Here is a 13,040-nt window from a genome sequence, read left to right on the forward strand (position 1 = left end):
GGCGGCATGCACGCGCGGCGCCTAGTGGACGCGCGGGCGCGCGCAATCGTCGCAGCGGGCGCTCGCCGGTCGTGTCGCTCGCCGGCGCGTCGCGTCCTAGCGCGTGGCGTCGCGTCCCGCTGCGCGCGAGGGCGGCGCATCCGGCCGCGCGTGCGGCGAATGCGCACGCACCGGCGACGCCGAACCGTCGGCGACCGCGGCGAGACCGACGCGCATGACACCGTCGACCGCGCCGAATTCACCGCCGACGTAGATGCCGTCGGGCGCGCGGACGATCGCATGGATCACCGTGCCGTCGACGACGGCAATCGGCACCGTTTCCGAGCCGTCGACGCGTGATCGTCCGACCAGGCTAGACGTTCCAACGTACGGAAAGTCGCTGTAGCGGCTGCCGCCGACGACGACGACACCGGCGTCGATGAGCAGCGCCGAAGCGGCCGGATGCTCGCCCCGGACCGCGGTCGCCGCGTTCCATGGCGCGTCGGGTTCACCTGCGGTCGTGAAGGCGAGTACGTCATTGGTCGCGTCGCCGGTGAGGAACTGGCCGCCGACGTACAGCATTCCCTCGGGGGCGAGCGCCAAGGCGCTGGGCATGCCCGGCAAGGGCTGCCTCCAGCGCAGGCTGCCGCTCGCGTTCGAGAACCGCGCCAGCGAGTTGCCGCCGCCCAGGGGCAGCGCGTACGAGCCATATCCGTCCGCGAGGTAGAGCGCGTCCTCGGCGTCGTCGACGACGATCGCGTTCACCGGGAACATCGACGTGCCCCAGGCAGGGAGCACGCTCGCATCGCGCAGCGACAGGCGCGCGAAATGCTCGCGCGCGAGGTCGGCGACATGCGCGAAGTAGCCGCCCACGTAGAGCGCGCCGTGCGTGTCCGGCGCGAGCGCGTGGACCCAGCCGTCGACGACGACGTTCCAGCCGGGGTCGATCGCGCCCGCATCGCCGTCGATGCGTACGATCATCGACGCCGTCTGGTACGACGGCGCGGTCGATTCACCGCTGGCGTACACCTCGCCCTGCGCGCCGATCGCGATGGCATCGACGCTCAGCAGCTCGGTCGACGGATGCCACGTCGGGTCGAGTCGACCCTCCGGATCCAAACGCAGCAGGTTGTCGCGCATCGTCGTGCCGGCGACGTCGAAGTGGCCGCCGATGATCTTGCTTCCGTCGGGTTCGACGGCGATCGCATGGACGGCGCCGGGCTTCGCCGCATCCGCGCTGGCGAGGAAATGCCCGTCCACGCCGTCGAGGCGGGCCAGGGCGAGACGCGACGGAAGTCCCCACCCGCTCGCGTAGACGGAACCGCCGGCAGCCGGCGCGAGCACCCTCACGCCCTCGGCCGGCGTTCGCCATGCCGGATCACCGGTGCGCGCGGACCAGCGCGCGAGCTGCGGCTCGACGGTGCTGTTTCCGCCGAGCGCCGCGAAGACGGCATCACCGTCGACGGCGAGCGCGGTCACCGGTGCGGAGCAGGGTGGATTCCACGCCGGATCGAGCGCGCCGGTGCTGCCGGAGATGCGTGCGACGTAGCGTGGCGCTGCACCGTTCTCCGCAGGGAAACCGAACACGGAGGACGCCATGTAGAGGGAGCCGTCCGCGCCGACGGCCGTTGCGTGGGGCAAATCGTCGAATGCAGGTCGCCAACCGGCGACGTCGTCGCCGTGGCCGGTCTCGGTGACCTTGTGCACGGCGACTTCGCCGTAGGACGCGCCGCCGACCACGTACAGGAAGCCTCGCGTATCGGACATGATCGCGTGCACGCTGCTGCGAAGCGTCGGATTCCATTGCGGGTCGATGAGGCCTGCGGCGGAGATCTTCACCGCATGATGCGGGCCGAGCTGCGCAGGCCCCGCCACCTCGCCGGCCGCGAATACGTCGCCATGCAGGCCCACCGCCAAGGCGGCAAAGCCGTACGTGGCGTCGATGTTCCTGCCGGGGTTCCATGCGCGATCGACGTCGCCGTGCCGGCCGGCCGCGATGCGGGCGATATCGTGGCGTGGTTCGCCACCGACCGCGTCGAACGAACCGGCGACGTAGACGCGTCCGCTCGCGTCGACGGCGAGGGCGCGAACCACGCCGTCGACGGACGGGTTCCAGTCCGGATCGAGCGAGCCGTCCGCACGCAGTCGCGCGAGATGGCTGCGCTGGACGCCGTCGATCATCGAAAAGTCGCCGCCGATGACCATGGCACCGTCGGCTTGGCGCGCGATCGCATGGACGTCGCCGGCGACTCCGAGCGGAAGATCCGGCAGCGGCGATGGCGCGGTCGCGCACGCCGAAGGCGGCACCGCGCCCAGCCATCCGAGCGCCAGGCCTGCCGCGATGCGACACCATGCTGAACGATGCACGTCGTGTCCTCGTCCGGACAACTACCTTGCGCATGATAGGCGACTCGCGCCGGCGACGGTACCTGCAGGGATTCCGCGCCCCGGGATCTCGCCGGCGTGGCGCATCGGCGCCACGCCGGTCGCAGGGTCACGCGCTGTCGACGAGCACGACCTCGGCGTCGGCGAGGGCGGTGACCTCGAACGCGTCGACGTCGCGGATCGCCGCGCCGTCGCGCGCATCGACGCGCAAGCCGTCCACCTCGACGCTGCCCGCGGCGGGCACGAGATAGGCGTGGCGACCCGCGCCGAGCTCGTAGCGCACCGATTCGCCGGCTTTGAGCGTCGCGCCGAGCACGCGTGCGTCGGTGCGGATCGGCAGCGCGTCGCCGTCGCCGGCGATGCCGCTGGCGAGCGTGACGAAGCGGCCCGATCGGTCACCCTTCGGGAACGGTCGCGCGCCCCACGACGGCGAACCGCCGCGGCGCGTCGGCAGTATCCAGATCTGGAAGATGCGCGTCGTCTCGTCCTCGAGGTTGTACTCGGCATGCTGGATGCCGCTGCCCGCGCTCATGACCTGCACGTCGCCGGCGGCGGTGCGGCCCTGGTTGCCGAGGTTGTCGCGATGGGTGATCGCGCCGTCGCGCACGTAGGTGATGATCTCCATGTCCGCGTGCGGATGCGGCGGGAAGCCGCTCTGCGCGGCGATCTCGTCGTCGTTCCACACGCGCAGGTTGCCCCAGCCCATGCGCGAGGCGTCGTGGTAGCCCGCGAACGAGAAATGGTGCTTCGCCTTGAGCCAGCCGTGGTCGGCTCCGCCGAGCTGGTTGAATGGTCTGCGTTCGATCATCGTCGTTTCCTTCGTGCCCGCACCGGGCACCGCTGACGCCCAAGGTAGGGTGCGCGCGACGCGCGGACCAGTCGGTGCGGCGGTGACGCAGTGTTCACGGGGATGCACGCCGGCCTGCAAGCATCGTGGGAGCGGCGGAAGCCGCGATGCTCTTCAACCCGCAGCCCTCGGCCCTCAAGGCATCGCGGCTTCCGCCGCTCCCACAGGCGGGCTTCCGCCGTCAGCTGCGCAGGCCGACGCCGCGGCGCAGCAGGGTCAGCGCGATCGCTGCGAGCACGACCGCGAACGCGAGCATGACCGCGTAGGCGGTCCACATCGGGATGTCGCTGATGCCGAGCAGGCCGTAGCGGAACGCGTTGACCATGTAGAGGATCGGGTTCGCGTGGCTGATCTCGCGCCACGGCGAGCCGAGCTGGTTCACCGAATAGAACACGCCGCCGAGGTAGGTCAGCGGCGTCAGCACGAAGGTCGGCACCAGCGCGATGTCGTCGAACTTCTTCGCATAGACCGCGTTGACGAAGCCGGCCAGCGAAAAGACGATCGCGGTGAGCAGCACGGTCGAGAGCGTGATCCATGGGTGGTACAGGTGGATGCGCGTGAAGAACAGCGAGATCGCGAGCACGATCAGCGCGACGATGAGGCCGCGCAGCACCGCGCCGGTGACGTAACCGGCGAGGATGACCCAGCTCGGCATCGGCGAGGCGAGCATCTCCTCGACGTAGCGGCCGAACTTGGATCCGAAGAACGACGAGGAGATGTTGCCGTAGCTGTTCGTGATCACCGCCATCATGATCAGGCCGGGCACGATGTAGTCGATGTACTGGATGCCGTCGGCGATCTCGCCGATGCGGCTGCCGACCATGCGGCCGAAGATGACGAAGTACAGCGTCATCGTGATCGCCGAGGGCAGCAGCGTCTGCATCCAGATGCGCAGGATGCGCACGACTTCGCGGCGCGTGATCGTGCCGAACGCGACGACATTCGGGTTCGCGCTCATGCGGCCGCCTTGCCGGCGTCGGCACTGCCGGTTTCGACCAGGCGCACGAACAGCTCCTCCAGCCGGTTCGCCTTGTTGCGCATCGAGCGCACCGCGATGCCGCGCTCGGTGAGCGCGGCGAACATCGAATTGAGGTCGTGCTCGCGCGACATCTCGGCTTCGAGCGTCACGTCGTCGACGCGGCTGAACGCGACGCCGGGCACCTCGGGCAGGTTCGCGCACGGGCGTTCGAGGTCGAGCACGAAGGTCTCGACGTCGAGCTTGGACAGCAGCGATTTCATCGTGGTGTTCTCGATGATGCGGCCCTTGTCGATGATGGCGATGTTGCGGCAGAGCTGTTCGGCTTCCTCGAGGTAGTGCGTGGTGAGGATGACCGTGGTGCCGGCGGCATTGATCGCGCTGATGAACTTCCACATCGAGCGGCGGATCTCGATGTCGACGCCGGCCGTCGGCTCGTCGAGGATCAGCAGCTTCGGCTCGCTCATCATCGCGCGCGCGATCATCAGGCGCCGCTTCATGCCGCCCGACATCGTGCGCGCGGGCTGGAACGCCTTGTCCCACAGCTGCAGCTGCTTGAGGTACTTCTCGGCGCGCTCGCCCGCTTCCGCGCGCGGGATGCCGTAGAAGCCGGCCTGGTTCACGCAGATGTCGAACGGCTTCTCGAACATGTTGAAGTTGAGCTCCTGCGGCACCAGGCCGATCAGGCGCATCGCGGCGCTGCGCTGCTCGCGGATCGACACGCCGAAGATGCGCGCGTCGCCGCTGCTCGGGTTGACGAGCGAGGACAGGATGCCGATCAGGGTCGACTTGCCGGCGCCGTTCGGGCCGAGCAGGGCGAAGAAATCGCCGGGCTGGACGCGGAGCGAGACGCCCTTGAGCGCCTCGACGCCGTTCGCGTAGGTCTTCTTCAGCTCGACGACGTCGAGCGCGGGGGTCGTGGTCATGGAGCCTGGGATCGCCGGGGCGGGGTCGTTTGGCGGCTGCTGGTAGTATAGCGGGCCGTTTTGCGCGTCCTACCTGCTGCCTCGATGGAACATTTCAAGCTCCGCCTCGCCGCGAGCCACATGCTCGCCCCCACCGTCCGCCACCTCGCGTTCGAACGCGAGGACGGCACGCCGTTCGCGTTCGTGCCCGGCCAGTTCCTGCAGATCCACTTCCACTACGCCGACGGCAAGCCGACCAAGCGCAGCTACTCGGTCGCGACCGTCGGCGACGGCAAGGCGCCGGTGCAGCGCATCGAGATCGCGGTGTCCTACGTCGAGGGCGGCGCCGCGACCGAGCTGCTGTCGACGCTCGACGAAGGCGGCACGATCGAGGCGAGCGGTCCCTACGGGCGCTTCTGCCTCATGGACGGCGACACCAACTCGCGCTACCTGCTCGTCGCGACCGGCACCGGCGTGACGCCGTACCGCGCGATGCTGCCGCAGATCCGCGCGCTGACGCAATCGCGCGGCTGCACGTTCGCGCTCGTCTACGGCGCGCGCAACGAGACCGAGCTGCTCTACGGCGACGAATTCGAGGCGTTCGCGCGCGAGGTGCCCGGCTTCACGTTCCATCCCTGCCTCAGCCGCACGCCGCGCGCGGTGCCGCGCCCGCACGACCGCCATGGCCGCGCGCAGGTCGCGCTCGGCGAGCTCGGCCCGAACGCGGCGAACGACATCGCCTACCTGTGCGGCAACCCGAACATGGTCGACGAGGCGTTCGCGCTGCTCAAGGAGGCCGGGTTGCCGGTACCGCACATCCGCCGCGAGAAGTACGTCTCCTCGCGCTGAGCGGGGTCAGTAGGTCACCGTGACGGTGATCGTGTCGTTGTAGGTGCCGGCCGCAGGCGTCGTCTGCGCCGGCACGCTGCCGTAGACGGTGAGGTTCTGCACGCTGCCGTTGCCGGTGCCTGCGACCGTGTTGCTGCCGACCGTGTCGCCCCATACGGTCGTGCGTGCCGCGTTCGAGTAGAGCTGGTAGCCGACGAGGTTCGCGCCCGACGCCATCTTGCGCGTGGTGATCGAGGCGCCGTTGCTGCCCTTGTCGAGGCCGACGTTCCAGGCGCTGCCGCTCGAGCACTGCACGCCGATCGTCGAGGTACCGAGCGTGTTGGCGAGCAGCAGGCCGACCGTGCCGAAGTCGAGCGTCGTCGCGGTCACGCTGCACTGCTTGGCGACGGTCGCGGTCACGGTGAAGCCGAAGTTGCTGTCGATCGTCGTGTCGCAGCTGCCCGGCGGCGAGCCGATCGCTTCGTTGATCGTGAGCGCGGTATGGCCGCCCGCGAAACTGTCCTGGTAACTGCCCGGGATCGCGCCGGCCTGGCCGGCGTTGACGCGGCCGTACATCGTCGCACTGCCGCTGACCGAGCCGTTGGTGCCGCCGGTGCGGCGCGGAATGGTCAGGTTGACCATGTACGGCGTGTTGAACACGCCGAAGAAGCTGCTGCCCCAGACGGTCGAGTACGACGCATTCTGGTACAGCTGGAACTGCAGCACGTCGGCCGCACCATCCTGCATCTCGCGCGGATTGGTCTGGCCCGAGCCCTGCGCGCCGTCGCCGATGCTGAAGCAGACCGTCGCGTAGCGCGTCGACGTCGCGCTGTTGGTGCAGGTGTAGTTGAGCGTCGCGTTCGCGGTGGTCAGGCTCGACAGCGGGTTGACCGTGCCGAACGCGACATTGCTCATCGTCGCGCTGCAGGCGACGTTCTGGGCGAGCGCCTGCGTGCCGCCGGCCGAGAGCAGCAGCACGAGCAGGATGCGGAGGGACGGTTTCATCGCGGACTCCCGGTGCATGCGAGCGGGCCGATCACCGGCACCGTGTGGGCCGGCGCACGGTAGTCGAAGCCGACCGAGCAGGTACCGGTCGGCGTCTGCACCGCGAGCGTGTTGTGGTCGGCGAGGCCTTCGAGATAGACGACGCCGTCGTAGCCGACCGCGGTCGCCGACGCCGGCTTGCCGGCGAGGCTGACGAGGCTGCCGACCGGCAGCGGCTTGCCGTTCGCGTCGTGCAGCACGATCGACGCGGCGCGCACGGTCTCGACGCCGAAGCGCACGAGCATGCCGGCGCGGTCGGACGGCGTCACCTGCGCGTCGACGCGGTCGATGCGCACGTCCGCCGGCAGCTGCATCGGGTCGATCGACAGCTTGTTGCGCTGGTACGCATTGAGCGGCGTGACGAGCAGGTCGCCGCGCGCGTCGGTGGTGCCGATCGGGCGGTTCTCGAGCAGCACGGGCAGGCCACCGACGCCGTTCGCCGACACCACCGCGAACGCGTCGTCGATGCGCCGCGAGGCGAACAGCTGGCCGTCCATGAACACGAGCGCGCCGGCGGCGTCGGCGTACGCGCGCGTTTCGTCGTCGCGGTTCTCGATGCCGGCGAGCAGCTGCACTTGTTCGGCGCGATAGCCGACCTCGGCCTGGCCGCCGTGGCCGTTGCTGCCGTCCTCGGCGCGCACGCGCCAGCCGTAGCCGCCGTCGGGATTGATCGGGCGGTTCGCGTCGACCACCACGGTGTTGCCGTTGGCGTCGTGCTGCGCGGACAGGCCGAGCGAGCGGTTGTCGTCGAAGCTGAAGGTGAGCCCGGCGAACACGCTGCGATCGCGGTGGTCGTCGAGGTTCTGGTTCGCGCTCAGGCTGAACGAACAGCGGCGACCGAGTGCGAGGAAGTAGTAGCCGCTCGCGAAGCGCGTGCGTTCCTCGCCCGGATAGCGCTGCTCGACGTAGCTGACGCCGAGGCTGCCGGCGCGGCCGAGCATGACGCCCGCGAGCGCACGGTCCGAGCGGCGCGGCGGCGCGCGGCCGAATGCCGCGGCGACGTCGCGGTAGCCGCCGAACGTGCGCGTGCTGTCGAGCGAGAAGTTGAAGTGGTCGTTGCGCCAGGTGTAGCCGAGCTGCGCCTGCGTGCCGTCGTCGCCGTGGTCGCGGCTGCCCGCGAGCGCGAGGTTGACGATGCCGGCGCGGCCGACGCCGAGCACCGCGCCCGCGCCCGCGTTGGCGAGGCCGGCGCTCGCTTCGGCGTGGCTTTCGACGGTGAGCCAGTCGGTGAGGCCGTAGCGCCAGCTGCCGCTCGCGGCCGGGTCGTGCGCGTAGGAGAACGAGGTGACGCCGTATCCCTTGCGCACGTAGCCGGCTTCGAACGAGAAGTCGCTGAGCCCGCTGCGCAGCAGCTGGTTGGCCGTGTAGAAGGAGAAATCGAGCGTGTTCTGCCGGCCCATCGCATCGGTGATCACGACCTGCGCCTGGCCGTTGCCGTTGACGATCGGCACCGTGTTGAGCTGGAACGGCCCGGCCGGCACCGGGCTGCTGTATTGCTTGAGGCCGTTGATGTAGAGGTCGACCGTCGACGGCAGCGTCGCCTGGCCGTAGAACGCCGGCACCGGGAACGTGACGAGATCGGGCTGCAGCGCGAAGTTGCGCTGCAGCTGGATGCCGCCGAAGCGCGTCGCGCGCGTCCACGACAGGTTGCCGCTGACCGCGTCGCCGATGCGCAGGGTCAGCGCGCGATCGACGAACGAGTGGCTGAAGGTCGTGTCGAGACGCATCGAATCGGCGCCCCAGCCGCTGCCCGGCGAATCGGTCACGCGCGAGAGCGCAGTGGTCGACAGCACGCCCCAGGCGTTGAACAGGCGCAGCTCGGCGAATGCGGACAGCCCGAGTGCGTCGTGCTGGTCGCGCGTGCCGTACAGGTCGTAGTTGAGCAGCGCGCCCGGCGAAGCCTGCGGTTCGGGCACCACGGCGACGGTCGCGTTGAGCACGGAGGTCGCCTGGTCGAGCTGGTCGGCCGGCGCATCGATCTCGACGCGCTGGCGCTCCTCGTCGTAGCGGAACGAGGTGCCGGCGATCTCGCGCAGGTCGAGCGAGGCATCGCCCTCGCGACCCTTCAGGCGGAAGCCCAGTTCGCGCAGGGTCGCCGCGCTCGCGCGCAGGCGTTCGCCGTCGCGCATGAAATGCGCGATCTTGCGCGTCGGATTGCCGTTCAGCACGACCTCGAGGTAGAGGTCCTGTCCGATGCCCGCGGACGCGCGCTCGGGAATGACCGTGAGGCTCGACGGGTCCGGCACCGGGTCGGGCGTCGGGCCGGGATCCGGCGCCGCGGTCGCGAGCCCGTGCAGCAGGGCGCTAGCGAGACAGGCCGACCGCAAGTGCCTGATCGATCGCCTTGCCATTGATCTTCGCCTTGATCGCGAGCGGGCCGCCGAGGCGGTCCGGCGTCGCCTTGAGCGGCCAGCGCATCGTCATGCCCGGCAGCACGTAGCCGTACAGGCCCGTCGCCGATTCGAGCGCGTCGCCGCTGCCGCCATGGAGTTCGAAATCGCTGATCTGCGCGTGGCGCGTGCCCGGGTTGCGCACGACCAGCGCCGCGCCGTTGCCTTCGCGCTCGATCGACCACTGCAGGGCCGCGGCGACGTCGGCATCGGAGGCCGGTGCGCCGGCGACGAACACCGGGATCGAATAGCGCAGCACGTACTGCAGGCCGCTCGATTGCGCCTGCGCGGCCTGCGGAAGTTCGTCGACGAGTACGCGGAACGCGTCCTCGTTGCCACCGGACGACGCGCCGCCGGTGCGGATGATCCGCACCAGCTGGCGTGCGCCGGGTGCGAGTTCGAGCATCGGCGGACTCGCGACGAGGCCCTGGCTCGCGGCGAGGTCGTCCTTGCCGCTCGCCTGGGTCCAGTGGAACACGCGCACCTGCGCGCGCAATTCGCGATCGCCGGTATTGGTCAGCCAAAGCCCCTGCGCCGAACTCGAAGGCGTGAGTTCGAGGCCGATGGGTGCGACCTGCAGACCGGACGCACCCACCTTGCCCGCCGTCGTGAGCAATGCCGCCAGGACGATGCCGCAGACGACGTTCCGACGCATGGTGGCGAACCTCAGTAGGTGACCGTGACCGTGACGTTGTCGGTGTAGACGCCGGCGGCCGGGGTCGTCTGCGGCGGAACGCGGCCGTAGACGGTGACCGACTGCGCGGAGCCGTTGCCCGTGCCGGCGAGTGTATCGGTGCCGACGGTGTTGCCCCAGTTCAGGGTACGCGCGCTGTCGCGGAACAGCGAATAGTTCACCGGCGTCGTGCCGTTCAGCATCGTGCGCGCGGTCACGCTGCCGCTGACGCCGCCGTTGAGGCCCACGTTGTAGGGAGCGAGGTTGGTGCAGGTGACGGTGATCGTCGAGGTCTGGTCGATGTTCGCGACCAGCGGACCCTGGGTGCCGAAGTCGAGCGTGGTCGGCGCGGTGGTGGTGACGTTGCAAGCGTTCTGGATCGTGATCTTGACCGGCATCGAGTTGGTGACGGTCGCGGCCTGCGCCGTGGCGAAGGCGAAGCCGAGGGCAGCCAGCGCGATCGCGCCGGAGAGTTTGACGTTCATGTGCTGAGCCTTTTTTCGAATGTCCCGGAGGACGGAGCCCCGCATCAGGCGAAATCGACCCCTTCGGATCGTCGGCAAGCGCAGGTGCGTAGGCTTAAGCAAGGGGTGTGCCAAATGAGAACGCCGTCACATTTCGGCAGAGCCTGACAATCCGCGGGCGTAGGGGCGCAGCCGGCGTCGCATTCGCGCCTGGCCTGGGCCAAATTTGCGCAACTGCGGCATTCTGCGCGGACGCATGTAAAGGGTGCTTGACACGCGGCTGGCTCCCGGCGCAGCATGATGTCAAGCGAACTTGACAGGCGACCCGCATGCTCCGCGAGTACTTCTGCGCCGGCGCGACGCCACGCTACTGGCGGCTCAGCGCGCTGCTGATGACGCTCTATCTCGGCTCGATCGCGCTCGCGCTGGTGTTCGGCCCGGGCTTCACGACGCCGTGGGCACGCGCCGCCGCGGCGCTCGCGCCGGTACCGCCCGTGCTCGGCTTCGTCGTGCTCGAGTTCCGCCGCATCCGTGCCGCCGACGAATTGCGCCAGCGGATCGAGCTCGAGGCGGCCACCACGGCGCTCGCGCTCGGCATCCCCGTATTGCTCGCGCTCGGCCTGCTCGATGGTGCCGGCGTGCTGCCCGTGCGCATGATCCTCGCGTCGCCGGTGCTGATCGGCGTCTACCTGCTCGCGCAACTGTGGGCGCACTGGCGTTATCGATGAACAACCAGGTGCGCGCGTTGCGCGAGGCGAAGGGCTGGTCGCAGGGCGAACTCGCCGAGCAGCTCGCGGTGTCGCGCCAGACCGTCAACGCGATCGAGACGGGCAAGTACGACCCGAGCCTGCCGCTCGCGTTCCGCATCGCGCGCCTGTTCCGCAAGCCGATCGAAGCGATCTTCCACCCGGAGGAATGAGAACGATGGACTCCCGCAACGCCCTCAAGGCCGCCGCGATCGCGCTCGCGGTCGCCGCCGTCGCCGGCAAGGCGCTCTGGCGCCCGGCCGACCACGGCGGTGGCGCGGCGCCCGGTGCCGACCTCGTGCAGAAGCCGGGCGAGCGCGGCTTCACGCTCGGTACGCTCGCGTTCGCGCCGTGCGAGCTCGAGACCGACCAGACCGCGGCGACGACGCCGGCATGGTGCGCGCCGTTCCAGGTGCCCGAGGACTGGCAGCACCCGGACGGCCGCCGTATCGACCTCAAGCTCGCGCTCGTGCGCGGCAACGCGCCGCTGGCCGAGCGCGACCTCGTCGTGCTGCTCGCGGGTGGCCCGGGCCAGGCCGCGACCGAGGCCTGGCCGCGCGCGCGCGGGGGCTTCGCACCGCTGCTCGAGCACCGCAACGTGCTGCTGCTCGACCAGCGCGGCACCGGCGGCTCGAACGCGCTGAACTGCAAGGGTGAGGACGGCGACGACACCGAGCAGCCGTTCGACCTCGAGCGCGTGCGCGCACGCACGCGCGCCTGCCTCGACGCGGTGTCGAAGCACGCCGATCCGCGCTTCTACACGACCGGCGACGCACTGCGCGACCTCGAAGCGGTGCGCGCCGCGCTCGGCTCGCCGCAGTTCGACCTCGTCGGCGTCTCCTACGGCACGCGCGTCGCGCAGCAATACGCGGCGCGCTACCCGCGGGGCGTGCGCAGCATCGTGCTCGACAGTGCGGTGCCGAATGAGCACGCGCTCGGCGCCGAGTTCGCGCGCAACCTCGACGTCGCGCTGCAGGCGCAGTTCGCCGCGTGCAAGGCCGCGCCCGCGTGCGCGAAGGCGTACGGCGATCCGTGGGCGAACCTGCTGCATCTGCGCGAAACGTTGCGCGCGCGACCGGTCGAAGTCGCCTATCGCGACCCGTTCGACCATGCGCAGCGCACGATGAAGCTCGGCCCCGCCGTGCTGGCCGGCCTCGTGCGCATGTACGCGTACCTGCCCGAGACGAGCGCGCTGCTGCCACTCGGTATCGCGCGCGCGCAGGCCGGCGACTACGCCTCGCTCGCGGGGCAGATCCGCATGCTCGGCCGCGACCTCGAAAGCCTCGCCGAGAACGCGATGCAGCTGTCGGTGATCTGCAGCGAGGACGCCGACCTGCTGCCGGCGTCCGGCGACGATGCCACGACCCTGCTCGGCAGCGAGTTCGTCGATACCCTGCGCGCGCAGTGCACGATCTGGCCGCACGGTGCACGCGCGGACGATTTCCATGCAGCGTTCGCGAGCGACAAGCCGGTGCTGCTGCTCGCGGGCGAATTCGATCCGGTGACGCCGCCGCGTTACGCCGAGCAGATCGCCAAGACCTTGCCGCACGGCCGCGTGCTCGTCGCGAAGGGACAGGGCCACAGCGTGATGGGACGCGGTTGCCTGCCCAAGCTCGTCGCGCGCTTCGTCGACACGCTCGACGCCGCCGCGCTCGATGCCGGTTGCATCGCCGACTTCTCCGCGCAACCCGCATTCATCGACTTCAACGGAGCCGCGCCATGAACGTTTCGAGTGCCGTGTGGTGCCGTCGCAGTGCGCGCCACGGAGGGCGCGCCGCGCAGCCGACGAGGCTGCGTCGGAGC

The 13,040-nt window shown here is 70.0% G+C and carries 12 protein-coding genes; 4 read left to right on the forward strand and 8 right to left on the reverse strand.

The annotated features are described in order from the left end of the window. Positions 1–96 precede the first annotated feature (96 nt). The 4 genes from FHW12_RS08570 to FHW12_RS08585 form a co-directional block, all read right to left on the reverse strand. A complete protein-coding gene (locus FHW12_RS08570) occupies positions 97–2,346 on the reverse strand; it encodes a delta-60 repeat domain-containing protein (RefSeq protein WP_310735188.1) in 2,250 nt (749 codons plus the stop codon). A 127-nt stretch (positions 2,347–2,473) separates the two neighbouring features. Beyond that, entirely contained in the window at positions 2,474–3,172 is a 699-nt protein-coding gene (locus FHW12_RS08575; protein WP_182530585.1) for a pirin family protein, read from the reverse strand. A 220-nt stretch (positions 3,173–3,392) separates the two neighbouring features. Continuing rightward, entirely contained in the window at positions 3,393–4,169 is a 777-nt protein-coding gene (locus FHW12_RS08580) for an ABC transporter permease (RefSeq protein ID WP_182530586.1), read from the reverse strand. After that, on the reverse strand, positions 4,166–5,113 hold the full coding sequence (locus FHW12_RS08585; protein WP_182530587.1) for an ABC transporter ATP-binding protein: 948 nt from the start codon (positions 5,111–5,113) through the stop codon (positions 4,166–4,168). The genes FHW12_RS08580 and FHW12_RS08585 overlap by 4 nt, the downstream gene beginning before the upstream one ends. Before the next feature lie 84 nt (positions 5,114–5,197). Between FHW12_RS08585 and FHW12_RS08590 the strand changes: the two genes are divergently transcribed. Further along, complete coding sequence (locus FHW12_RS08590; RefSeq protein ID WP_182530588.1) at positions 5,198–5,941, forward strand: FAD-binding oxidoreductase; 744 nt, start codon at positions 5,198–5,200, stop codon at positions 5,939–5,941. A 6-nt stretch (positions 5,942–5,947) separates the two neighbouring features. Here FHW12_RS08590 and FHW12_RS08595 read toward each other — a convergent pair whose 3' ends face one another. The 4 genes from FHW12_RS08595 to FHW12_RS08610 are packed head-to-tail and all read right to left on the reverse strand — an operon-like array spanning position 5,948 to position 10,512. Next, on the reverse strand, positions 5,948–6,925 hold the full coding sequence (locus FHW12_RS08595) for a Csu type fimbrial protein (RefSeq protein WP_182530589.1): 978 nt from the start codon (positions 6,923–6,925) through the stop codon (positions 5,948–5,950). Beyond that, positions 6,922–9,291 (reverse strand): fimbria/pilus outer membrane usher protein, encoded by a 2,370-nt coding sequence (locus tag FHW12_RS08600; protein ID WP_182530590.1) that lies wholly within the window; start codon positions 9,289–9,291, stop codon positions 6,922–6,924. Before FHW12_RS08600 ends, FHW12_RS08595 begins: the two co-directional genes overlap by 4 nt. Beyond that, entirely contained in the window at positions 9,269–10,009 is a 741-nt protein-coding gene (locus FHW12_RS08605; RefSeq protein ID WP_182530591.1) for a fimbrial biogenesis chaperone, read from the reverse strand. Before FHW12_RS08605 ends, FHW12_RS08600 begins: the two co-directional genes overlap by 23 nt. A gap of 11 nt (positions 10,010–10,020) precedes the next feature. Then, positions 10,021–10,512 carry a Csu type fimbrial protein gene (locus tag FHW12_RS08610; RefSeq protein ID WP_182530592.1) on the reverse strand — a complete coding sequence of 164 codons (492 nt, stop codon included), beginning with the start codon at positions 10,510–10,512 and terminating at the stop codon, positions 10,021–10,023. Between the two features lie 308 nt (positions 10,513–10,820). Here FHW12_RS08610 and FHW12_RS08615 point away from each other — a divergent pair, with 308 nt between their 5' ends. Genes FHW12_RS08615 through FHW12_RS08625 form a run of 3 tightly spaced genes read left to right on the forward strand, consistent with a single transcriptional unit; the run spans position 10,821 to position 12,960 of the window. Then, the gene (locus FHW12_RS08615; RefSeq protein ID WP_182530593.1) at positions 10,821–11,219 is read left to right on the forward strand and encodes a hypothetical protein; all 399 of its coding nucleotides are present in this window, start codon (positions 10,821–10,823) and stop codon (positions 11,217–11,219) included. Further along, on the forward strand, positions 11,216–11,410 hold the full coding sequence (locus tag FHW12_RS08620) for a helix-turn-helix transcriptional regulator (protein ID WP_182530594.1): 195 nt from the start codon (positions 11,216–11,218) through the stop codon (positions 11,408–11,410). Before FHW12_RS08615 ends, FHW12_RS08620 begins: the two co-directional genes overlap by 4 nt. A gap of 5 nt (positions 11,411–11,415) precedes the next feature. Further along, positions 11,416–12,960, forward strand: coding sequence for an alpha/beta hydrolase (locus FHW12_RS08625; RefSeq protein WP_259392935.1), 1,545 nt, complete (start codon positions 11,416–11,418; stop codon positions 12,958–12,960). Positions 12,961–13,040: the final 80 nt, after the last annotated feature.

Origin of the sequence: Dokdonella fugitiva (assembly GCF_014138265.1) — a bacterium.
GTDB lineage: Bacteria > Pseudomonadota > Gammaproteobacteria > Xanthomonadales > Rhodanobacteraceae > Dokdonella_A > Dokdonella_A fugitiva_A.

Excerpts from the sequence above, each read along its gene's own strand:
- FHW12_RS08615 (WP_182530593.1), top strand. The coding sequence starts at position 10,821 with ATGCTCCGCGAGTACTTCTGCGCCGGCGCGACGCCACGCTACTGGCGG.
- FHW12_RS08575 (WP_182530585.1), bottom strand. The coding sequence starts at position 3,172 with ATGATCGAACGCAGACCATTCAACCAGCTCGGCGGAGCCGACCACGGC.
- FHW12_RS08610 (WP_182530592.1), bottom strand. The coding sequence starts at position 10,512 with ATGAACGTCAAACTCTCCGGCGCGATCGCGCTGGCTGCCCTCGGCTTC.
- FHW12_RS08595 (WP_182530589.1), bottom strand. The coding sequence starts at position 6,925 with ATGAAACCGTCCCTCCGCATCCTGCTCGTGCTGCTGCTCTCGGCCGGC.
- FHW12_RS08585 (WP_182530587.1), bottom strand. The coding sequence starts at position 5,113 with ATGACCACGACCCCCGCGCTCGACGTCGTCGAGCTGAAGAAGACCTAC.
- FHW12_RS08590 (WP_182530588.1), top strand. The coding sequence starts at position 5,198 with ATGGAACATTTCAAGCTCCGCCTCGCCGCGAGCCACATGCTCGCCCCC.
- FHW12_RS08580 (WP_182530586.1), bottom strand. The coding sequence starts at position 4,169 with ATGAGCGCGAACCCGAATGTCGTCGCGTTCGGCACGATCACGCGCCGC.
- FHW12_RS08625 (WP_259392935.1), top strand. The coding sequence starts at position 11,416 with ATGGACTCCCGCAACGCCCTCAAGGCCGCCGCGATCGCGCTCGCGGTC.
- FHW12_RS08620 (WP_182530594.1), top strand. The coding sequence starts at position 11,216 with ATGAACAACCAGGTGCGCGCGTTGCGCGAGGCGAAGGGCTGGTCGCAG.
- FHW12_RS08605 (WP_182530591.1), bottom strand. The coding sequence starts at position 10,009 with ATGCGTCGGAACGTCGTCTGCGGCATCGTCCTGGCGGCATTGCTCACG.